The sequence below is a fragment of the Allopseudospirillum japonicum genome (assembly GCF_900108915.1).
Taxonomy (GTDB): Bacteria; Pseudomonadota; Gammaproteobacteria; order Pseudomonadales; family Halomonadaceae; genus Pseudospirillum; species Pseudospirillum japonicum.
Genome location: NZ_FNYH01000004.1, coordinates 163,115 through 185,074, shown reverse-complemented (window position 1 = coordinate 185,074; position 21,960 = coordinate 163,115). Strand labels below are relative to the sequence as shown.

Genomic DNA, 21,960 nt, shown 5'->3' with positions numbered 1-21,960 from the left:
AAGTATCAGGTCACGCGGTTATTTCTAGGGCGCGGAAGTCGCGATGACCTGCTGATATTTTGCACTGCGTCGTGTTTTATCCTGCACTTGACCTACTAGTTGCCCACAAGCGGCATCAATATCATCACCACGGGTGGAACGAATCGTAGCCGTATACCCAAGATCGTACAAGGCTTGCTGGAATGCCATCACACGGTTACGAGAAGGCTTTCGATACTGAGTATTTGGGAAAGGGTTAAAAGGAATCAGATTAATTTTGCACGGTAAGCTTTGCAAGCGCTGTGCTAACACCTTGGCATCTGTGACGCTATCATTGACGCCATCAATCAAGGTGTACTCTATGGTGATCACACGCTTATCCCCACATTTTTTTAAGTAACCTTGGCAAGCTGTGATCAAAGCATCAATGTTGTATTTTTTGTTAATCGGTACTAGCTCATTTCTTAGTTCATCGGTTGCCGCATGTAACGAGATAGCCAAAGAAACATCGATGTCATCACCAAGGCGCTCAATCATAGGCACCACTCCAGACGTCGACAAGGTGACACGGCGCTTTGATAAACCGTAGCCTTTATCGTCCAGCATCAAACGCATGGCATCGAGTACAGGTTCATAATTCAGTAAAGGCTCGCCCATTCCCATCATCACCACATTGGTCACTGGACGGTTACTGGTATCTTTACGTGGCCCAAAGGAACGCTGCGCGACCCAAACTTGGCCAATAATTTCAGCCGCAGATAAATTACGCTGAAAGCCTTGTTTACCTGTGGAGCAAAAGCTGCAATCAAGTGAGCACCCGACTTGTGAGGACACGCATAAGGTCCGCCGATGACTTTCCGCTGGAATTAACACGGTTTCAACATAGCTGCCAGCATCCACCTCTAATACCCATTTGCGCGTGCCATCTTCTGAATAGTGGTGGTACACCACCTTAGGCGCACGAATTTCGGCAACCTCGCTCAGGCGTTGACGCAACCCCTTACTTAAGTCCGTCATTTGACTAAAATCATCGACCCCATAATGGTGCATCCATTTAAGCACTTGAGTCGCACGGAAACTTTTCTCGCCTAAAGTTTGAAAAAAGTCGATTAACGCTTGGGGCGTCATGCCAAGAAGATTCGTTTTCTCTGTGGTCGCAGAGGCAAGATCTGCAGCATCAGTGGCTAAAGATAAGGAAGAAGACGGCATAGACATAAAGGTATCTTTAATTGGGCAGGAGGAAACCGAAGAGCCAAGGCCAAAACCTAATCTAGACTAGATTTTGGCCAGATGATGCAGTTGTTAATTAGTCGCGCGGACAGATTTCATCATCACTAAAGAAGTAGGCCACTTCGCGTTCTGCAGAGGTGGCAGAATCTGAACCGTGAACCGCGTTGGCATCAATAGAAGAAGCAAAATCAGCACGAATACTGCCTGCCGCTGCTTTTTGCGGATCAGTCGCGCCCATCAGTTCACGGTTGCGCGCAATGGCGTCTTCACCAGCCAGTACTTGAACCATCACTGGACCGGATGTCATAAAATCAACCAAGTCTTTAAAGAAAGGACGCTCTTTATGCTCCGCATAAAAACCTTCGGCTTGCTCACGTGATAGATGCTGCATTTTAGCCGCAACGATGCGCAGACCTGCTTTTTCGAAACGAGCATAAATTTCACCAATGACATTTTTTGCAACGGCGTCAGGTTTGATAATAGATAAAGTATGTTCAACAGCCATGAGTTGATCTCCATATAAAAAACCGGTGCGCACCTAGTTCAAGCAGCGCCCAAGAAAAGAAAGTATAGCATTGGGACCTTGGGTAATTGAGATTTCATCCCTATTTTACTGGCATTTTGATACTCACCAGTGTTGACACGCTTATTAGGATGTCAATACAGGAAAAAAGTGCGTATCTTTTGCAAGGAGGTCAACAAAATCACACAAGCGTCCTGCCGAAACAATTTAAGGCCGGCATTATACGCTGTCCCATCCCAAAAGCCTATCAAGTAGGAGGTAAGACGCTCATTGGGTTTTGAGCTCACGCGAGGTCAGATGTTAAAACTTTCACCACAGCCGCATTCATCTTTGACATTTGGGTTATTAAAACGGAAAAAGCGATTTACGCCTTCTTGGACGTAATCAACCTCAGTACCATCAATTACCTTGAGGCTTTCCGTATCGACAAGTACTTTGACCCCTTCTTGCTCGAAAACTTGATCTTTTTCATCTATATGTTCAGCAAAATCAAGAACATAGGCATAACCAGAACAACCGCTCGGTTTCACTTTGATACGCAAACCTATACTTTGGGTTTGCTGCTGTAAACACTGCTGAACATGTGCTAATGCGCTGGATGTTAAACGAATGCCCATGAGAAAACTCCTTTAATGATGGATTATGAACCTCTTAAGCGCTTGACGGCTGCTTTTAATTGCTCACCTGCAATCTGAATTTCTTGCACCTTGGTATAGCGGCCCATACTAAGACGGATAGACGCCAATGCTTGTTGGCGTGTTAAGCCGATGGCGGTTAATACATAAGAAGGGTCTAACGTGGCTGAATTACAAGCAGAGCCTGTAGACAGTGCTAATTCAGGCACAGCCATCAGTAGCGCTTCTGCATCAATACCCGCAAAAGTTAGACTGACAATATGGGGAGCTTGGTGATTTTCATCGGCCCCGTTGACTTGCCAATCATGCAAATCAGATAAGATCTCTAGCAAGGTCTGTCTTAGCCTATACGCATGCGCATGGTCTTCTTGATAGCAAGTGTGTGCAAGCTGCGCTGCCTCTCCCATACCGACTAATTGGTGGGTTGCCAGCGTTCCTGAACGCATCCCTCTTTCATGCCCACCACCATGCATTTGCGCTTGCAAACGTAAGCCTCTGCGTACAAATAAAGCACCAACCCCTTTAGGGCCATACATTTTATGAGCACTTATTGATAGAAGATCTATCCCTTGCAACGCTTGCAAATCGAGTGGAAATTTACCTACGGCTTGTGCAGCATCCACATGAAAATGCGCCGGATGAGAAGCCAGATGTGCGCTGATATCCGCAATAGGGTTAAGGCTACCCAATTCATTGTTGACATACATTAAAGAGACCAACAAGGTATCTTCACGCAAAGCTTCAAGCACTTGCTGTGTTTGAATACGTCCTTGGGCATCTGGCGCTAGATAGGTCACTTGATAGCCTTGCTGTTGCAATACTTTGCAAGGATCTAAAACCGCTTTGTGCTCAATTTGAGAGGTAATCAGGTGACGCTTCTGTGGAAATTGCGCAGCTAAACCTAAAATTGCCAGATTATTCGCCTCTGTAGCCCCAGAAGTCCACACCAGCTCACGAGCATCGGCCTTAATCAAATCGGCAACTTGCGCGCGCGCGTGTTCGACGGCTTGTTCTGCTTGCCAACCTAACATATGCGAACGTGATGCAGGGTTAGCAAAACAACCTTCTAAGGTCATAAATTGCAGCATTTTTTGCGCAATTTCTGCACTTATCGGTGTAGTTGCAGCATAATCTAAATAAATCACCTCAAGCTCCTTGTTATCTCTGTAAATGACACATTAAGAAGAGGATAACAGAGAAATTGGGGTAAATTGATCCTGAGATGCCAGTTTGTGAGCTGAAGTGCGACACCCTTGTTGTTGCTGTTCGACCAGCTCGGCCAAGGTAATGGCGCTGAGAAAATCATGAATTTGTCGGCTAAGACGACACCACAGGTGGTGCGTTAAACAGGTATCACCTTGGCGACAATCACCACGCCCATTACAACGAGTTGCATCAACCGATTCATTAACTGCATCAATCACTTGTGCAATAGAAATGGTATCACTTGAGCGGCTCAAGCGATAACCCCCTCCCGGGCCACGAACACTGATTACAAGATGCTGACGCCTTAATTTCGCAAAAAGCTGTTCTAAATAAGAAAGAGAAATTTCTTGGCGGCGAGAAATATCTGCCAAGCTAATCGGGCCGGACTCTGCATTCAGTGCCAAATCCAGCATGGCGGTGACTGCATAGCGTCCTTTAGTGGTCAGTCGCATAAGGGAATACCTGTTGTGCTCATCAAGATGGGTCATAAAATTGCGGCTTATTAACAGGCATTATGCTAAGACCTAGTATTATGGTCAAGTTTATCAAAAAACTTGTGTGTATAAGCTATCTTTTATTGGTAGGAGCTTACATCTTCTTGTGAAAAATAGAGTATACTTAGCATCAGACGCATGCGAGAGGCATCCCAGAATTTTATGCTAAGTGCATGCATAGGTGATTTAGGTAACTTATCCGCGCTAAAAGGCTCAAGATTGATCAGTTTTGGTCGTTTTATAGGGAAAGATTTCTTTTGCGAGCCTAACTTTAGGGCGACTAACTTACGAGGCCCGCCCCATGCGTGCTACATCCACAGGTAACGACAATTATTACATGCAGCTTGTTCGCCGCTACCAACAAACGCCTCAGGTCACTCCAGCACATAAAGCTGGAGCCAATCAGGCTGCCTCGGCAAATCAAGTGGGTTTTCAGCAAGCTGTTCAAGCAATCTCTAGTTCATCACAAGCGCAGGAAGTGCAAAATACACGTCATACTAAAGATGCAAGTGCCGCTAAGGGTATCAGCACAAAAACTAGTGCCACTGATAGTCAAGCGCAGGAAGCGGCCACTTATGGCCGTTTTTCTGATGATGAGCTAGAACAAAAACGTCAAGCCTTAGCAAAACAGCAACAGCAAATTGAGCAAGAGCAAGAAGCGATTGTGCGCGAACTCGCCGCGCGTGATGCTGAGGTACGTCGCCACGAGCAAGCCCATGCTGCTGCAGGCGGTGAACTTGCTGGTTCACCTCAATATGATTATGTTGAAGGCCCAGATGGGCGTCAGTATGCTGTCAGTGGTGAGGTTGACATTCAGTTCTCGCCTGTCAGTGGTGATCCGGAAGCGACCTTGCGTAATGCTGAAAAAGTCATGCAAGCCGCTTTGGCACCAGAGCAACCCTCATCGCAAGATAGACGTGTGCACGCCGAAGCCCAAGCAGTCGTCAGTCAAGCACGTGCTGAAATAGCACGCCAGCGTACAGAACAGCAAGCGTTACATGGTCGTGCTGGTGCATCTTTTACCTTCTCCGGCACACCGGTTGAGTCTGCGAGCGCAAACAAACAAGAAGACGCAGGTTTACCGAGTATCCAGTTTGCACGCAAACGGCCACAATCTTTGCAGGTAGCAAGTATTCGTCCTGCTTTTCCTAACGATGCCTATTCACCTCTAGGGCAAATTCTCTTTTCGCACCTTGTAGGTATGTCAGGCGCACGCATGCCTTATCCTTCGGGTAGTTTGCTCAATTTATCCGCGTGATATTTGATAAGTTCACAAATTGATGCAGTATCAACCCTTCTTTTCTATTGGGTATTTGCTAGCATGCTGCACGCATGTTTTCTAAGTCGACTAAATTCAGGACAAGGCCCTTGTGTGCCCTTTTGCAGATGGACTCTTTGCTTAGGTAGGAAAACGGGAACCAACGATTGAAACCTTCTCAAGACAAGAGCCTTAAGTTATCTATGTGGTCTTTGCGAACCCTTACCCCTTTTTTAGCCGTCACCTTGTGCAGTATTGCTGCGTTAGTGGCGATTTTACTTGTGGCTGCCAGTCGTTTAGACCAACAGGCGGCACAAGAAACGGCCCATCGTCTAGAGGTGGCTTTGCAAGAAGTGCAAGCGAGTTTGCGTGCCCAAGCACAACAGGGAGCAGCTTGGCTAAGTTTATTACCTGATACCCCATCACCAGCTGCTGTCAATCCACGTTTACAAGCAAGTATGGGATCCACGTGTTTATTATTGCTCGATCGAGAACTGAGCTTATTAGCACGTTATACTTGCGCTCCTGAATATAAGCATATCCAGAAATTACCACCACTCAAATATACGGCACCACAGCAAGGCAGTTTATTAATAGAAGCAACCCCCTATTTATATGCTTTGGCTCCTGTACCTGCACAAGATGCGCGGCGACAATTACTACTTAAATTACAAGTAGTTGATACATTTTGGTTACAACATCTACAAGCAAATTATCGACTTCCTGAATTGCAGTTCAGCACCTTTCGCCCAAGACTTAAAGACATGCAGGGCCATGCCTTATATTCACCAAGTCAAGATGTGGTCGGTTATCTGGTATACACACGTCCTACACCGGGGCGTGATTTAGTACGCAGTGTACTGATGCCCTTATTTGCAGGCATCTTGTTGATTATGAGCATTGCATTAATCATGGCGCGCCAAATGGCCCAATTAGTGCGCCAACGTGAGAAAAGCCAAACACGTTTACGTCATGTGATTGATCTTGTCCCTCATATGATTTATGCCCGTGACAAATACGGACGCTTTATTCTGGCCAATCATGCCACGGCAAAGCTTTATCATTGCTCACCTAAACAAATGATAGGGCGTACTGTCGGTGAGCTAACCAATGATCAAGAAGCCCACCAGCAAGCCCAGCGCAGCGATCGCCAAGTCTTGGATACAGGACAAGCGCGCAATATGGAAGAAGAACGTATTCGCAATGCGCAAGGTGAAGAACGCTTATTTCATACGAGTAAATTAATTTATCAGGATGATTTAGGTTTTAATTCCGCAGTGTTAAGTGTGTCGATTGATGTGACGCAACAACGTCAGCAAGAACTCAAATTACGCTTACTTTCCAATGCGTTAGAACACAGCGGTAGTGCTATTTTGATTGCTGCGCGCCAAGGTGAAATCCAGTATATCAATAATCGCTTTGCCGCTTTAACTGGCTATGCCCCAGAAGAAGTCACAGGCCAGCCCATTCAGCATTTATTTAATGCCAATACACGCCCAGAAGCACGTATGCGCATTTGGCGCAATTTACGCAAATATGGTCATTGGCGAGGTGAGGTACAGTTTCAACGCAAGGAAGGTGCACCTTACTGGTCTATGGTTTCCATCTCCCCTATACGTAATCGCAAGCAAGAAATTACCCATTACGTCGTAGTGAGTGAAGATATCAGCGAACTAAAGCGCGCCCATCAACAGATGGAAAAACTGGCTTTTTATGACACTTTAACAGGATTAGAAAACCGCCGTTTATTCCGCGAGCGTCTCAAACAAGCCATACGCGCGGCAAAACGTACCCGTGAACAGGCCGCGCTGTTATATCTCGATTTAGATCGTTTTAAACGCATCAATGACACCTTGGGCCATGATGCAGGGGATCAGCTTTTAGTCACAGTGGCGCAACGCTTACGCCGTTGTGTACGCAGTTCAGATAGTATTGCGCGTTTAGGTGGTGATGAATTTACGGTACTTTTGCCGCAGCTCCAGCATTTAGAACATGCGGCCATTGTGGCAAGAAAAATCATTGCCGCGTTAACCGATCCAATTCAACTGGGAAATCACAATGTGATTGTAACTACCTCGATTGGAATCACTTTGGCCCCAAATGATGGCGATGATATCACTGAGTTAATGAAAAATGCTGATTTGGCTATGTATCGCGCTAAAAGCGAAGGCCGCAATAATTATCAATTTTTCACCGCAGAGATGAACTTGCGCGCTTCTGAACAGCTGATGCTAGAAAGCGAGTTACGTCATGCGTTAAAGCGCCACGAATTTAGCCTAAGATACCAGCCACAAATTAGCTTATCGCAAGGACGTGTCGTCGGTTTAGAAGCTTTAGTACGTTGGGAGCATCCTGAGCGCGGCACTATTTCCCCTTTAGATTTTGTGCCTGTCGCCGAGGAAACTGGCCTCATTGTCGAGTTAGGCTATCAAATTCTTGAGCAAGCTTGCCAAGATGCAGTGAAGTTCCAACATTTACTGGGAGAGCCAGTATATATGGCTGTCAATATTTCACCACGCCAGTTTAGAGATATTGAGTTAGTGGAAGCCATTCGAGCCATTTTGCAGCGTACTGGGCTCAACCCGCATCAACTAGAGCTAGAAATTACCGAGTCCACCTTGATGGAGCAAATTGATCAAAGTTTACCTATGATGCATGATTTGGAGCAGTTAGGCATTTCTTTATCTATTGATGATTTTGGAACTGGTTATTCTTCTTTAAGTTATTTAAAGCAACTGCCTGTACATTCCTTGAAAATTGATCGCTCCTTCATTCAAGAAATTCCACATGATCAAGATGATATGAGCATTATTAGTGCAGTCACTGCAATGACGCAAAAACTAAAAATTGCGGTCGTTGCCGAAGGGGTAGAAACACGCGAGCAACTTGATTTTCTGGCAGACCATCAATGTGATTTGATTCAGGGTTATTTATTTAGTCCGCCAGTCACAGCACAAGAGTTGGCGGAACGTTGTGTTCAAATCCGTCAGCAGTTACAACAATGGCAGGCTTAAACCCTTATTTTTGGAGATCAATTGAATGAATCAGGTGCATTTTAAACAGGCTGCTTGGCCGAATCAGCAAGGGCCTTACTGGGCGTTATATGTCAGCACACAGGAAGATTTTTTACTGGCTTTACAAGAAGGTGAGCCTGTCTATCATTTAGGGGTTTTTGCTGATCAAGCGACTATCGCAACCATGCAAGCACGCTATTTGCAGGAAGCAAAAACCTGTATTCAAGTACGCCTAGATGATCAAGACGTCCAAGCTTGGCTAACGCAAGATGCACCTGCCCCCGCACCTGTAGGTCATTTTGGGACGGCTTTTAGTGGATATGTGATTCGAACGCTAACAGAAGATTTACAGGCATTAGAGATTTTTTATACTGCGGATCTGCACCAAGAAACCTTGGGAGCAGATCAAGCACCTATCATGTGGCAACGCATGTATCAGCATTATGATACCCGCCGTCTGCGTTGCGCTTTATGTTAAAAACGCAAGGTGAGATCTTTATTGATAAGCTTGTGCATAATCTTGCAAACTCTCATCTGCCAGATTATCAAAGCGGGTAAACTGGCCACAGAAGACTAAATGTACGGTTCCTGTTGGCCCATTTCTTTGTTTACCAATAATAATTTCTGCTAGTCCTTTATTTTCTGGATTATCCTTATTGTAAACTTCATCACGGTACACAAAAGCAATCAAGTCAGCATCTTGCTCAATTGCACCTGATTCACGTAAATCCGACATCATAGGGCGTTTATTTACCCTTTCTTCAACCTTACGACTGAGCTGGGATAAAGCAACCACAGGGCATTTAAACTCTTTGGCAAGACTTTTCAGCGCACGCGAAATTTCGGAAATTTCTGCTGTACGGCTTTCCGCACCTGGTACCTGCATCAGTTGCAAATAATCGACCATAATCAAAGCAGGGTTTTGCCCTTGCTCACGGGCAATACGGCGTGTACGGGTAAATAAATCGTTTGGACTTAAACCAGCAGACGCATCCACAAATAAAGGCTTGCCCTGCAACATATTCATCACGCTGGTGATTTTAGGCCAGTCGTTATCTTCTAGCTGTCCTGTACGTACACGCGTTTGATCAATCCGCCCTAAAGAGGAAAACATACGCATCATCAGCTGCTCGGCAGGCATCTCTAAAGAAAAAACCACCACAGGAGCACTGGTATGCAGGAGGGCATTTTCAACCAAGTTCATCGCAAAGGTTGTTTTCCCCATGGACGGACGTCCAGCAATAATCGCTAATTCACCTGCTTGCAGTCCTGAGGTCATGCGATCTAATTCATCAAATCCAGTACCCAGCCCAGTTAAACCACCTTTTAATCGGTACAATTCATCTAAACGATTAATCGTACTAGCTAAAAGCTCAGACATGCCTAAAGCTTTATTCTGCTGCGATTTTTGCTCATTTAACGCAAAAATGCGCCTTTCTGCTTCATTGAGTAAGGTTTCTGCACTCGCGTTATTATAGTTTGCTGCTTGATCTGCAATTTCATTCGCTGCTTTTAATAAGCTACGTACGAGATAATATTCATGGATAATATCCGCATATGCACTAATATTTCGTACACTGGGTGTATTTTCGATTAGAGCACTTAGGTAATTCATACCACCTATTTGTTCGTCTTGTTGCTTATTTTTTAAATAATCAAAGACAGTAATCAAATCGACGGCTTTTTGTGCGCTAATTAAATCAGCAATAGCTTGATAAATTTGGCGATGTTCTAAACGATAAAATTCGTGGCTACTAATTTTTTCTTGTACCTGCTCCCAAACCTCCTCATCAATCAAAAGTGCGCCTAACACAGATTGCTCAGATTCCATTGAATATAAAGGTGTTTTGCTAGGATGAGCGGCGGTCGGCATAAGCGAATGCTGAGCATGCATAAAAAATCACCTTTTTGGGTCATCAGGCAAGACAAAAAAAGGCATAGACGAAAATGTCTATGCCTTTGAGTGTTTCCACTATGTGCGATTAGTAAAAATCGCTTAGTTGAAATTATTCAGCAACAACGATCACACGCACCAAGGCATCAACTTCTGGGTGTAAATGAACACGGATATCGTACTCACCTACAGTGCGAATAGGACCGTCAGGCATACGCACTTCACTTTTCGCTACTTGGATACCTGATTGGCTCACAGCTTCTGCAAGATCACGTGGACCAATAGAACCAAACAATTTGCCTTCATCACCGGCTTTTGCAGAGATCGACAATTCGATTTCGTTCAAGCCTTCTGCGCGTGCTTGGGCGTCTTCAAAGCGCGCACGAGCAGCTGCTTCGAGTTCTGCGCGACGCTGATCAAAGCCTGCTTTGTTTTCTTCAGTGGCAGGCACTGCTTTACCGTAAGGCAATAAGAAGTTACGGCCATAGCCATTTTTTACTTTAACGACGTCGCCTAAGCCGCCTAATTTACCTACTTTCTCGAGTAGAATAACTTCCATCTCGTTAACCTCTCGTTTGCTCCTAACAAACTGCTATTTGGATACACGGCCGCGAAAATCGACCCAAGTATCTATTACAGCTGCCAGAATCAATAACAGAATAAGGGGAGGCCCTACAAAGAAGATGCCTGCATATACAAGCACGATCCAGGTACTTCCCATGTCTTTGATCGTTAATACACCGTGCACCAAAGCAAGCCCTGCCAAAATCAAAGGGATGCTTAACAAAGGTATTAAAAATACCCCAGAAGCTCCCAAACTAGGCGCGAGCAATATTACCAAAACTAAAGTGAGCATTTGCCAAGACTTAAGGCGCAGTGCTTTAAATTCTGTGCCAAAGCCACCTGGGTTAAACAAATGCGCCTGCCAGTAACGCGCTAGCATCAAGCTAGCGAGCAAAAAGATCAACTGTACAGCACTGATTAACCCTTCAATGATGCCAGCAAGTGCAGTTTGCACATCAAAGCTAGCACCCAAGCCAAGCTCAGACCAATCCCCAACGGCTTGTGTCTGTAAGTTTTGCAATAAGGCTTGCATGACCTCAGGTGTTAACCACTGGATGTTTATGGACACTAAAGCCATGTAAGCCGTGGCTAACATCAAGGTTTGCGGCCAACTAATGCTTGCACGCAAGTACACGGCTAATAGCCAAGCACCCAGCACCATAATTAAGGTCGTTGGGTCGCCTTGTTGCCACCAATACAGGCTAGGTAACAAGGCAGCTGCCAACAAGTTTGCACCTTTGGCTGCCCCCTGACGCAGACTGACCAAAGCCACAAGGGCAGCGCTAAGCCAAAACATAAAGGGTATAGCCGCGGATAAAGCAGCAATAAACATCCCTTGAAGCGGGCTTTTGAGTGCAAACTCGGCGAGTACTCGCATGATAAGCCTAAGCTGGTAACTTGCGCCTTTAGGAAATTAGCTGCCTAAAGTGCGCAGAACTTGCCTGAATTCAGGTGTTTATAGGTGACGATCAGTGTAAGGCAACAAAGCCAAGTAACGTGCACGTTTAATTGCAGTGGCTAATTGACGCTGATAACGTGCTTTGGTTCCTGTAATACGGCTAGGAACAATTTTACCTGTTTCTGTGATGTAGCCTTTCAAAGTTTCGATATCTTTATAATCGATTTGCTGAACGCCTTCAGCGGTAAAACGGCAGAACTTACGACGACGGAAAAAACGTGCCATGAGTTACTCTCCTAAAGTTAAGTGGATGGGATTAATCGTCAGACGCGTCTAAATCGTCGTCTTCGTCTTCATCGTCATCATCGCCTGCAGCAGCGGCACGTGCTTCTGCACGGTCGTCACGCTTACGCTCATCACGTGCAGGTGCAGACATGATAGGAGAGGCTTCAGTAACGGCTTCATCCGTGCGCAGGATCATGTTACGGATGATAGCGTCGTTATAACGGAAAATATCGCTAAGCTCATCAACAACATCACCTGTTGTTTCTACGTTCATCAAGACGTAGTGCGCTTTGTGCAATTTGTTGATTGGGTAAGCAAGGTGGCGACGGCCCCAATCTTCCAAACGATGTACTTGACCACCAGATTCAGTCACCATGGTAGTGTAACGTTCGATCATCGCTGGAACTTGTTCACTCTGATCAGGGTGAACCATAAATACGATTTCGTAATGACGCATTATAACTCCTTGCGGTTTTGCAGCTTCTTTTCCCTAACAAACCTTGCTAGCTAGCAGAGATGGTGTGAAGGTAAAGAAGCAAGGAGGGAAGATAACCTGTAGACGGGATACGTAGGACAGATTACAACCGAATTCGAAAATTGCGGAACCTAGCTTCAAGCAAGGTACCCTAATAAAACAGCGGCGGCAATTCTAACTAGCTCCTGCAAGGAGTGCAAGTGTTAATCGAGTTGCTAAAAAAGCAGCTTGCTTGCCTCAAGCGATTTCTACCCGAACAAAGTGTCATTTAGTAGATATCTTTTTCTTTAACTCTGTACAAGTGCTCAATTAATGCTACATTCATAACAATCATCAAGAGTTTTAATGATAACTTCATTAACAATAGTGCCATACAATCGTGCTAGCTTGATGAGTTGACTTGTTCACCCTATCGTGATGATCAACCTAGAAAGCAGTTAGAATTCTTTTCTAGTTGGTTTCTAGTGAGCCAATGCTCACCGAGCCTTGTGTTCTACCTATAGCAGATCCACAGACAATTTATGGTTCCTTAGGCTAGTTGCAAGCGCCCTTTTGCCTGTAGACGCAGCCGAGGCCATCGAGGAGGCGACTTATGAGCATCTTTGAGCATTTTCAAAACCGCTACGAGCGTACCTGCCAAGAAGAATATTCATTGCAAGAATATTTGCAATTATGTCGTGATAATCCAAAAGCCTACGCCAGTGCGGCAGAACGCTTGCTGATGGCCATTGGTGAGCCAGAAGTGATTGATACTTCACGGCACCCACGGCTATCGCGTATTTTTTCTAATAAGGTGATTCGTCGTTATCCAGCCTTTACTGAATTTTATGGCATGGAAGAGGCTATCGAACAAATTGTGTCTTACTTCCGCCATGCAGCGCAAGGTTTGGAAGAACGCAAACAAATTCTATATTTGTTAGGGCCTGTCGGTGGAGGCAAATCCTCGTTAGCAGAACGTCTTAAAGCTTTAATGGAACACGAACCCTTCTATGCTTTAAAAGGCTCCCCTGTTTACGAATCCCCTTTAGGTCTTTTTGATGCAGAAGAAGATAGCGATTTGCTCTTTAATGAATATGGCATTGCCAAGCGTTATTTACGTGCCATTCCTTCCCCTTGGGCAGTCAAGCGCCTGCGTGAATTTGGTGGCGATATTAGCCAATTTCGTGTCGTTAAAGTGTATCCCTCACGGATGAATCAAATTGCGGTCGCTAAAACCGAGCCTGGTGATGAAAATAACCAAGATATTTCCTCTTTGGTGGGTAAGGTCGATATTCGTCAATTAGAACATTACGCACAAGATGATCCAGATGCTTATAGCTTCTCAGGTGGCCTATGTCGTGCCAACCAAGGGTTACTTGAGTTTGTCGAGATGTTCAAAGCCCCCATTAAAGTCTTGCATCCTTTGTTAACAGCCACGCAAGAGGGCAATTACAATCCAACCGAAGGCATGGGTGCTATTCCTTTTGATGGGATTGTCTTGGCCCACTCTAACGAAAGTGAATGGCAAAATTTTAAAAATAATAAGAAAAATGAAGCCTTTCTTGATCGGGTTTATATCGTCAAAGTGCCGTACTGTTTACGTGTCAGCGATGAAATTAAAATCTATCAAAAGTTACTAGAGACCTCTTCTTTGAAAGAGGCACCGTGTGCTCCTGATACCCTCAAAATGCTGGCGCAATTTTCTGTATTATCACGACTGAAAGATCCAGAAAACTCCAGTATTTTCTCGAAAATGCGCGTCTACGATGGTGAAAATTTAAAGGATACAGATCCTAAAGCGAAATCTATTCAAGAATATCGAGATGATGCCGGCGTCAATGAAGGAATGAACGGTTTATCCACCCGTTTTGCCTTTAAGATTTTGTCACGTGTTTTTAACTTTGACACCACAGAGGTCGCTGCTAACCCTGTGCACCTTTTGTACATTTTGGAGCAGCAAATCGAGCAAGAGCAATTTCCCGAAGAAACACGCGAACATTATGTACGTGTGTTAAAAGAGTGGTTAGCACCGCGCTATATCGAGTTTATTGGTAAAGAAATCCAGACCGCTTATCTAGAATCTTATAGTGAATATGGACAAAATATTTTTGATCGCTATGTCACTTATGCCGATTTCTGGATTCAAGATCAAGAGTACCGAGATCCAGAAACTGGGGAGCTTTTCGATCGTAGTGCTTTAAACGAAGAGCTAGAAAAGATTGAAAAACCAGCAGGGATTTCTAACCCAAAAGACTTCCGCCATGAGGTAGTGAATTTTGTCCTTAGAGCACGGGCACAAAATAACGGCCACAACCCCAGCTGGCAAAGCTATGAAAAACTCAAAAGTGTCATTGAACACAAGATGTTCGCTAACACAGAAGAATTGCTGCCGGTCATCTCCTTTAATGCGAAAGCTTCTACATCGGATCAGAAAAAGCATGAAGATTTTGTCGCTCGTATGAAGGCACGTGGCTATACCGAAAAACAAGTGCGTTTGCTTTCCGAGTGGTATCTGAGAGTGCGTAAATCCCACTAGGCCGCAAACATAAAGGGGCAGGCTGGCTGACCAAACTGCTCCTAAAAGGTTGGTATCAAGGCGCTGCTACCAAAGTACACAAGCAAAAATGTCAATATAAGGTGCAGCTACTTTGGGCAGGGGGAGCAAAATGTATGAGTTATATTGTCGATCGTCGCCTGAATGGGCGCAATAAAAGCGCCGTGAACCGTCAACGTTTTTTGCGGCGTTACCGAGAGCATATTCGTAAAGCGGTAGCAGATGCAGTCAATCGGCGCTCTATTACAGATATGGAGCGTGGTGAAGAAATCAGTATTCCAACACGTGAAATTGATGAGCCCAATTTTCAGCATGGACAAGGTGGGCGTCGTCAATATGTACATCCTGGCAACCGTGAGTTTCACGCAGGTGATCGTATTGCACGTCCTCCTGCAGGTGGGCAAGGCCAAGGCGGTGGCGGTGGTTCTGGATCTGCAAGTCCCGATGGTCAAGGAGAAGATACCTTCGTATTTTCACTGACTCGGGAAGAATTTTTAGACTTTCTGTTTGATGACCTAGAATTGCCCAATCTTGAGCGTACCGAATTGGCGCAAATTGAGCATACACGTCAAGTCCATGCTGGCATTATTCGTGAAGGAACACCCTCACGAATCAATGTAGTGCGTTCTATGCGTTCTGCTTATGGCCGACGTTTAGCCATGGGTTCTAGTCTACGCCAAGCCCTGAAAGCCGCTGAACAAGAGTTGGCACACTTGCAAGCGCAAGCGCCTGTCGATCTCCAAGCAGTCGCTGAATTGGAACAACAAATTGCACACTTGCAAAAGCGTTTACAGAAAATCCCGTTTCTTGACACCTATGATTTACGTTACAACCATTTTGCACAAGAGCCGGTGGCATCCAGTCAAGCGGTCATGTTTTGCATTATGGATGTTTCAGGTTCGATGACTCAAAACCACAAAGACATTGCTAAACGCTTTTTTTTATTACTGTATCTATTTTTAGAGCGCCATTATGAACGCATTGATTTAGTTTTCGTGCGTCACCATACCAGTGCGCGTGAAGTGAATGAGCAAGATTTTTTCTACTCACGTGAGACCGGCGGTACTATTGTTTCCAGCGCCCTCAAGCTGGTCAATGAGATCATTGATAAACGGTATCCTACCAGCTTATGGAATATTTACTGTGCACAGGCTTCCGATGGTGATAATTGGGATGATGATTCCAGCCAGTGTGCCAGCTTATTAGAAGAGGCTTTGCTGCCCAAAGTACGCTATTTTGCTTATGTAGAAATCACGCCGCACGAACATCAAGCATTATGGCAAGAATACGAGCAAATCCGTGCCCAGCATCCAGAACGTTTTGCGATGCAACAGATTGTGGACCAAAAAGACATTTTCCCAGTATTTCGTGAGCTCTTTAAGCGGAGGGCCAGTCTATGAGTCCAACGTCTTATACTACCAAGAAAGACAAACAACCACTGTCTAACACCTCTGAGTGGACCTTTGAACTGATCGAAGCCTATGACCAAGCTTTTGCTCGTTTAGCGCGTGAGTATGGTTTAGACACTTACCCCAACCAAATTGAGATTATCTCCAGTGAACAAATGATGGATGCTTATGCAGCAATTGGGATGCCTGTAGGTTATCATCATTGGTCTTTTGGTAAGCATTTTCTTTCTGTAGAGCAATCTTACAAACGTGGACAAATGGGACTTGCCTATGAGTTAGTGATTAACTCTAATCCTTGTATTGCCTATCTGATGGAAGAAAATACCCTGATGATGCAGGCTTTAGTGATTGCACACGCGTGCTACGGTCATAATAGTTTCTTCAAGAACAACTACTTATTCCAAACTTGGACTGATGCCAGTGCCATTATTGATTACTTGATGTTTGCGCGCCAATACCTGAGTGAGTGTGAGCAAAAATATGGTGTCGATGCCGTAGAAAATTTGCTCGATGCCTGCCATGCCTTGCAAAATTATGGGGTAGATCGTTATAAGCGTCCTGTACCCATTTCTGCAGAAGAAGAACGTAAGCGTCAAGCCGAACGTGAAAACTATCTACAACAACAAGTGAATGCTTTATGGACGACGATTCCGCAAGCTAGAGATAAACAAGCGGATGCTCAATCTCCGCCACGTTACCCCACAGAGCCGCAAGAAAACCTTCTTTACTTTATTGAAAAAAATGCACCCTTATTGGAACCTTGGCAACGTGAGGTGGTGCGTATTGTGCGCAAAATCGCACAATATTTTTACCCACAACGACAAACGCAAGTCATGAATGAGGGCTGGGCGACCTTTTGGCACTACACCCTAATGAACCGCTTATATGATGATGGCTTGGTCACTGAGGGGTTTATCCTTGAATTTTTGCAATCACATACCAGTGTGATTTATCAACCGCCTTTTGATAGTCCTCATTATTCAGGGATTAATCCTTACGCACTAGGCTTTGCAATTTACACGGATATTAAGCGTATCTGCGAGCAACCAACAGAAGAAGACCGACAGTGGTTCCCCGAAATTGCTGGGGCAGATTGGTTAGAAACCCTGCATTTTGCGATGCGTCATTTTAAGGATGAGTCTTTTATTTTGCAGTATCTCTCACCCAAGGTGATGCGTGATTTGCATCTTTTCTCTGTGTTAGATGATGATCAAAAAAGTGAGCTCGAAATTAGCGCGATTCATGATGAGATGGGGTATCGAGAAGTGCGGCGTTTGTTAGCCAGTCAATATAATTTGAGTTTGCGTGAGCCTGATATTCAAGTGTGGAATGCCGACATTCGTGGCAATCGCTCTTTAACTTTACGACACCAGCGTAGCCAACGGCGCCCGTTAGATAAGCATACTTTTGCCGTGTTGCGACATATCCATGCGCTTTGGGGTTTTCCAGTACATTTGCAAAGCTGTGAAGGTGAAGAAGTAATCGTTAAATACCAATATCCACATAGCCATTAAAGGCTTTTGTGATCCTACCTATAAAAAACCGCTTACTTTGAGTAAGCGGTTTAGGCAGATCAAAATCAGCTTAAAGCAATTCAATCGCAACGGCAGTGGCTTCCCCGCCACCGATACATAAAGAAGCAATCCCTTTACGCTTACCTTCTTGTTGCAAGGCATACATCAGGGTCACAAGAATACGCGAACCGGTAGACCCGATAGGATGGCCTTGCGCACAAGCGCCTCCATAAATATTGACTTTTTCATGAGGAATATTTAGCCCATCCATAGCCAACATGGTAACAACAGCAAAGGCTTCGTTGATTTCAAATAAATCAACGTCATCTAGGCTCCAGCCAGCTTTGGCAAGTACTTTTTCAATCGAGCCAATTGGTGCCAAGGTAAACTCGGACGGCTCACGTGAATTAGTTGCGTGTGCGACAATACGCGCCATAGGCGTAAGACCACGGGCTTTTGCAGTGGATTCACGCATCAACACAAGCGCAGAAGCACCATCAGAAATCGAACTGGCGTTCGCTGCGGTCACAGTACCATCTTTTTTGAATGCAGGACGCAAACTAGGGATTTTCTCAATGTTGGCATTGTGTGGCTGCTCATCATCCACCACTTGCACGTCACCTTTGCGTGTGCTGACAGTGACAGATGCCGTTTCTGCTTTTAACTTACCTTGCTCAATCGCAGTTTTTGCACGATTGAGGGATTCAATGGCAAATTGATCCATAGATTCGCGTGTGTAACCGCGCTCATCAGCGATATCTTGGGCAAACACCCCCATCAACTTGCCTGTACGCGCATCTTCCAAACCATCAAGGAACATATGATCTTTGATTTCACCATGCCCTAAACGCAAGCCAGCACGCGCTTTAGTCATCACATAAGGCGCATTACTCATGCTTTCCATACCGCCTGCAACCATGATGTCATTGGTGCCAGCTTTGATCAGATCGTGCGCTAACATGACGGCTTTCATGCCAGAGCCGCACAATTTATTGATTGTGGTTGCACCTGTTTCTACAGGAATACCGGCTTGCATCATCGCTTGACGCGCAGGGCCTTGTTTTACACCACCGGGCAAAACACAGCCCATAATCACTTCTTGAATATCTGCCGGTTGCAAACCAGCACGTGCAATGGCTTCTTTAATAGCAACTGCGCCTAGTTCAGGTGCCGTCATGCTAGCAAAACAACCCATCATACCGCCCATAGGAGTACGCGCACCTTGTACAATAACGATGGCATCTTCTTGCATAAAAACCTCTTTAATCTTCTGATGATGAATAACAGCCATAATGACATTATTTCCATGACGTATACGTTAACGTCAAGCATTAATACCTAAATCACTGAATACAAGCTTGAGCTGAACCTTGGCTTATCCCAGTCAATAGGTTGACCTCTACCAGTGGACTATGCTTAATTTTAAACACTTTTTATCTAAAACCGAGCAAGCGCTAGAATAAGAATGACTCTAACTAATAACTCAAAACGACGCAAGGAGCTGGTTGCCATTGCAGCTCGCCTCTTTTTTGAACAAGGCTATGAGCGCACTACAGTGCGAATTCTCGCTGAGGCGATGGGGATTAAATCAGGCAGCCTCTTTCACCATTTTACTGACAAACAGGCCATTTTATGTGCAGTGATTGAAAGCGGCATGCAATCTGCCATGCAAATTGCTCACGAAGCTTTGGAAGGTGTACAAGATCCACAGGATAAACTTTTGGCCTTGACCAAGGCGCATTTAAGTACCTTGCTCACAGATAGAAATGCACATGTGGTTGCCTTGTATGAATGGCGCAGTCTCACGCCTGAGTCCCTGCATCATTTAGTAGGCTTACGTGATGAATATGAAAGTTTATGGCGTAGTGTGATTCAGGAATGTATCCAAGCCGATGTGCTGCACGGGGAAGAGAGTGTTGTAAGACACTTTGCTTTAGGTGCTTTAAATTGGACAGTGCAATGGTATGACCCTCAAGGTCAGCGCACGCCAGATGACCTGGCATTGGCTTTGGTGAACTTATTGATGGATCGAACGCATTTCAACTAGAGCATCTTGGCTTTTACATTAAAATACGTTAGATTGAAGCCAAACCAAGCGCTTGCTAGTTTGAATAGGGTGCCCATTAACCCTAGCTTAGGGTACCTTGCAGGCTAAAAATCTCTTGGTACATCCAAAGTATCCCTTGGCCAGCAAAATTTGATCTTAAAGGGGGCTTGCGTCCCCTTTTTATTTAGCGTTAGATTGACGTTAACGTTAAAGTCATTAAGCTTTGACGCCTTTTTCCGGTACTGCGGATAACAAGAATAATAGACCTACAGCATCTTCTAGGAGAGAGCAGATGACGCTAAATACAACACACTATGCCGCCTTTATGGCAGAATTTTCCCTTGATTCAGTAGAAGCTTTGATGCAAGGGAGCTTAGAGCAGGGCTTTAATGCTTATGTGGAATGTTGTGCTAAGCATATAGAAGCAGGTAAAGCAGAACGTATTGCTTTGCACTATGAAGGGCTAGAAGGTCGCCAGCAAAGCTATACCTTCGCGGAGTTAGACGCTAAATCCGCGCAGATGGCCAATTTATTGCAATCGCTTGGGGTGCAAAAGGGTGACCGTGTTGCCTGTATGCTCTCACGTACACCAGAGTTGTTATTTACTGTACTAGGTGCATGGCGTTTGGGTGCTGTCTATCAGCCTTTATTTACCGCTTTTGGTTATGAAGCATTGGAATATCGCTTAGGTCAAGCACAAACCAAGGTTGTACTCACTGATCCTGCCAATCGTGACAAATTCAAACCAATTAGCCAGCTCCCTAAGATGGTGCTTGTGGGCACAGAAGCAGAAGCACAAAACTGGGGTGATGTACACTTTGCAAGTGCTTTTGCAGAACAATCTACCGTATGCGAACCTGTGATTGTCAGTGCAGAAGATCCTTTCTTACAAATGTTTACCTCAGGTACCGTAGGTAAGGCAAAAGGGGTTGCGGTACCGACAAAAGCCTTGCTCGCTTTTTATCTCTACATGCGTTACGCCATTGATTTGCGTGATAACGATGTCTATTGGAATATGGCCGATCCAGGTTGGGCATACGGTTTGTATTATGGTATTACTGGACCTCTACTTTTAGGTGTAGGCACCCACTTTAACGAAGCCGGCTTTACTGCAGAAAACACTTTAGATTTCCTAGTTCAACGTAAGATTACCAACCTAGCTTCTGCACCAACTGCGTATCGGATGATGAAATCCAGCGGTATTTTCGAAGGCCAAACGGATCAGCTGCAATTACGTGTAGCTAACTCCGCTGGTGAGCCTTTGAATACCGAAGTGGTCAACTGGGTTGCAGATGTGTTGGGCTGTTCAGTGATGGATCAATATGGTCAGACTGAAACTGGTATGACCTGTTGTAACCATCATGCACTTGAGCATGAAAAGCATGTCGGCGCTATGGGCGTCCCTTTACCGGGTTATCGCCTTGCAGTTTTGGATAACGAATTTAAAGAATTGGGTCCAGGCCAAGAAGGTGAGCTTGCCATTGATATGGAAAATTCACCGGCTTTCTTCTTCCAAGGTTACACTTGGCAAGAGAAAAAACCCTTCCACGGTAAGTATTATCTGACCGGTGATGTCGTTTACGAGCGTAATGATGGGACTTTCTGGTTTGATGGCCGTGATGACGACATTATCACCACCGCGGGCTATCGCGTTGGCCCAACCGATGTAGAAAATACTGTACTAGAGCACGAAGCTGTCGCCGAATCGGCCGCAGTGGGTAAACCAGATGATTTACGTGGCCACATTATCAAATCTTATGTGGTGCTTAAATCCGGCTATCAAGGCTCAGATGCCCTCGTCAAAGAAATCCAAGCTTTAGTACGCGAACGTTTAGCCACCCATGCCTTCCCGCGTGAAATAGAATTTGTTGCGGAACTTCCTAAGACCCCAAGTGGTAAAATCCAGCGCTTTATGCTACGGAATCAAGCCGCTAATGAAGGTGTCATTAAAAACCCACAGGCATAATGAACAGTCGTTGAGGATGCTGCGGCATCCTCACAC

Annotated in this window: 19 protein-coding genes; 8 read left to right on the top strand and 11 right to left on the bottom strand. The window is 45.1% G+C overall.

The annotated features are described in order from the left end of the window. Positions 1 to 24: 24 nt before the first annotated feature. The 5 genes from rlmN to iscR form a co-directional block, all read right to left on the bottom strand. Entirely contained in the window at positions 25 to 1,188 is a 1,164-nt protein-coding gene (rlmN, locus tag BMX05_RS05910; RefSeq protein WP_245710491.1) for a dual-specificity RNA methyltransferase RlmN, read from the bottom strand. A gap of 97 nt (positions 1,189 to 1,285) precedes the next feature. After that, the gene (ndk, locus tag BMX05_RS05905) at positions 1,286 to 1,714 is read right to left on the bottom strand and encodes a nucleoside-diphosphate kinase (protein ID WP_093309041.1); all 429 of its coding nucleotides are present in this window, start codon (positions 1,712 to 1,714) and stop codon (positions 1,286 to 1,288) included. A 311-nt stretch (positions 1,715 to 2,025) separates the two neighbouring features. Then, positions 2,026 to 2,349: a HesB/IscA family protein gene (locus BMX05_RS05900; RefSeq protein ID WP_093309040.1), complete on the bottom strand. Its 324-nt coding sequence runs from the start codon at positions 2,347 to 2,349 to the stop codon at positions 2,026 to 2,028. A 23-nt stretch (positions 2,350 to 2,372) separates the two neighbouring features. Further along, positions 2,373 to 3,512: a cysteine desulfurase family protein gene (locus BMX05_RS05895; RefSeq protein ID WP_245710454.1), complete on the bottom strand. Its 1,140-nt coding sequence runs from the start codon at positions 3,510 to 3,512 to the stop codon at positions 2,373 to 2,375. Between the two features lie 33 nt (positions 3,513 to 3,545). Continuing rightward, positions 3,546 to 4,025, bottom strand: coding sequence for a Fe-S cluster assembly transcriptional regulator IscR (iscR, locus tag BMX05_RS05890; RefSeq protein ID WP_093309038.1), 480 nt, complete (start codon positions 4,023 to 4,025; stop codon positions 3,546 to 3,548). A gap of 343 nt (positions 4,026 to 4,368) precedes the next feature. On the opposite strand from iscR, the gene BMX05_RS05885 reads away from it, so the two are divergent. The 3 genes from BMX05_RS05885 to BMX05_RS05875 all read left to right on the top strand — a co-directional run bounded on the left by BMX05_RS05885 (position 4,369) and on the right by BMX05_RS05875 (position 8,817). Continuing rightward, on the top strand, positions 4,369 to 5,325 hold the full coding sequence (locus BMX05_RS05885; RefSeq protein ID WP_093309037.1) for a putative metalloprotease CJM1_0395 family protein: 957 nt from the start codon (positions 4,369 to 4,371) through the stop codon (positions 5,323 to 5,325). Positions 5,326 to 5,528: 203 nt separating this feature from the next. Next, positions 5,529 to 8,339, top strand: a complete 2,811-nt coding sequence (locus BMX05_RS05880; RefSeq protein ID WP_093309036.1) for a bifunctional diguanylate cyclase/phosphodiesterase — start codon at positions 5,529 to 5,531, stop codon at positions 8,337 to 8,339. A 25-nt stretch (positions 8,340 to 8,364) separates the two neighbouring features. Continuing rightward, complete coding sequence (locus BMX05_RS05875; protein ID WP_093309035.1) at positions 8,365 to 8,817, top strand: hypothetical protein; 453 nt, start codon at positions 8,365 to 8,367, stop codon at positions 8,815 to 8,817. Between the two features lie 18 nt (positions 8,818 to 8,835). Here BMX05_RS05875 and dnaB read toward each other — a convergent pair whose 3' ends face one another. From dnaB to rpsF, 5 genes are all read right to left on the bottom strand, one after another. Further along, on the bottom strand, positions 8,836 to 10,233 hold the full coding sequence (dnaB, locus tag BMX05_RS05870) for a replicative DNA helicase (RefSeq protein ID WP_093309034.1): 1,398 nt from the start codon (positions 10,231 to 10,233) through the stop codon (positions 8,836 to 8,838). Positions 10,234 to 10,345: 112 nt separating this feature from the next. After that, the gene (gene rplI, locus BMX05_RS05865; RefSeq protein WP_093309033.1) at positions 10,346 to 10,792 is read right to left on the bottom strand and encodes a 50S ribosomal protein L9; all 447 of its coding nucleotides are present in this window, start codon (positions 10,790 to 10,792) and stop codon (positions 10,346 to 10,348) included. 33 nt (positions 10,793 to 10,825) lie between these two features. After that, on the bottom strand, positions 10,826 to 11,674 hold the full coding sequence (locus tag BMX05_RS05860) for a hypothetical protein (protein WP_093309032.1): 849 nt from the start codon (positions 11,672 to 11,674) through the stop codon (positions 10,826 to 10,828). 78 nt (positions 11,675 to 11,752) lie between these two features. Continuing rightward, on the bottom strand, positions 11,753 to 11,980 hold the full coding sequence (rpsR, locus tag BMX05_RS05855; RefSeq protein ID WP_093309031.1) for a 30S ribosomal protein S18: 228 nt from the start codon (positions 11,978 to 11,980) through the stop codon (positions 11,753 to 11,755). 31 nt (positions 11,981 to 12,011) lie between these two features. Beyond that, positions 12,012 to 12,437 carry a 30S ribosomal protein S6 gene (gene rpsF, locus BMX05_RS05850; protein WP_093309030.1) on the bottom strand — a complete coding sequence of 142 codons (426 nt, stop codon included), beginning with the start codon at positions 12,435 to 12,437 and terminating at the stop codon, positions 12,012 to 12,014. A gap of 610 nt (positions 12,438 to 13,047) precedes the next feature. Here rpsF and BMX05_RS05845 point away from each other — a divergent pair. The 3 genes from BMX05_RS05845 to BMX05_RS05835 all read left to right on the top strand — a co-directional run bounded on the left by BMX05_RS05845 (position 13,048) and on the right by BMX05_RS05835 (position 17,911). Continuing rightward, positions 13,048 to 14,970, top strand: coding sequence for a PrkA family serine protein kinase (locus tag BMX05_RS05845; RefSeq protein ID WP_093309029.1), 1,923 nt, complete (start codon positions 13,048 to 13,050; stop codon positions 14,968 to 14,970). A gap of 134 nt (positions 14,971 to 15,104) precedes the next feature. Beyond that, positions 15,105 to 16,388, top strand: coding sequence for a YeaH/YhbH family protein (locus BMX05_RS05840; protein WP_093309028.1), 1,284 nt, complete (start codon positions 15,105 to 15,107; stop codon positions 16,386 to 16,388). Next, positions 16,385 to 17,911 carry a SpoVR family protein gene (locus BMX05_RS05835; protein ID WP_093309027.1) on the top strand — a complete coding sequence of 509 codons (1,527 nt, stop codon included), beginning with the start codon at positions 16,385 to 16,387 and terminating at the stop codon, positions 17,909 to 17,911. Before BMX05_RS05840 ends, BMX05_RS05835 begins: the two co-directional genes overlap by 4 nt. Before the next feature lie 70 nt (positions 17,912 to 17,981). Here BMX05_RS05835 and BMX05_RS05830 read toward each other — a convergent pair whose 3' ends face one another. Beyond that, positions 17,982 to 19,163, bottom strand: a complete 1,182-nt coding sequence (locus tag BMX05_RS05830; protein ID WP_093309071.1) for an acetyl-CoA C-acyltransferase — start codon at positions 19,161 to 19,163, stop codon at positions 17,982 to 17,984. A gap of 213 nt (positions 19,164 to 19,376) precedes the next feature. On the opposite strand from BMX05_RS05830, the gene BMX05_RS05825 reads away from it, so the two are divergent. Both BMX05_RS05825 and BMX05_RS05820 read left to right on the top strand, forming a co-directional pair. Then, positions 19,377 to 19,958, top strand: a complete 582-nt coding sequence (locus BMX05_RS05825; RefSeq protein WP_093309026.1) for a TetR/AcrR family transcriptional regulator — start codon at positions 19,377 to 19,379, stop codon at positions 19,956 to 19,958. Between the two features lie 292 nt (positions 19,959 to 20,250). Then, a complete protein-coding gene (locus BMX05_RS05820; protein WP_093309025.1) occupies positions 20,251 to 21,924 on the top strand; it encodes an AMP-binding protein in 1,674 nt (557 codons plus the stop codon). The last annotated feature ends 36 nt before the right edge of the window (positions 21,925 to 21,960 follow it).